General features: G+C 35.4%; 1 protein-coding gene. It reads right to left on the reverse strand.

What is annotated here, in order from left to right:
• Window positions 1-791: InlB B-repeat-containing protein (locus tag ACYVRH_RS13720; protein ID WP_461257448.1), on the reverse strand; the 791-nt coding region annotated here is incomplete at both ends.

Raw genomic sequence — 791 nt, forward strand, 5'->3', positions numbered from 1 at the left:
TAAAGAATTACAATTTGACCAGAAGTAGTACCAAGATTTTTCACACTCTGTTCATTAGTATATAATACTGAACCAGTTGAAGTTGTTGACCAACCTGAAAATTTATATCCAATACGAGAAAAACCATTAACTGTAAGATTTTGTTCAATATTATAGATATGGTTACTGCTTGATGTTGTGCCTGTAGCATCGGTCGTATTTTTATCATAGGTAACAGAATAAGTAACAGGAATCCATTTTGCAAATAAAGTAGTATCAGAAATAGGAATATCATTTGTAAAATTCCATTTATTAAGAAAATCTGACTCCTTGTACCAACCATCAAAAGTATACCCAGTTTTGGTCATAGAAGGCGGCTCTGTTATTTTATTGCCTTGAGATATAACAATCGGGCTTGTTGGCGATGGTATTCCATCGTTTGCGATAAAAAATATAGAATAGGCAGGCAGCCATTGTGCAAATAATGTAACCGTTCCTCCTTCAATCATGGTTAAATTTCTTACTATTGCCTCATCCGCGAATTCCATAGAGCCGCTTTCTGATAGCGCCCAACCAACAAAAACATATCCTGAACGGGTAAAAGTATTAGCCAAAAGATTTTTTGATATACCATAAGAAAAATTGGAATTCGGCATATTTCCAATACCGCTATTTGCATTGTAGACTACAGTATAAGAGTATCCTGCCCATTGAGCGTAAAGCGTAATCATTCCATTATCACTTGATAAAAGATTTACTACCGCCGCCTCGTTTTCGAATTCAATTATTCCGTCTTCTGATAATGACCACCC

It is taken from the genome of Treponema sp. R80B11-R83G3 (assembly GCF_054786115.1).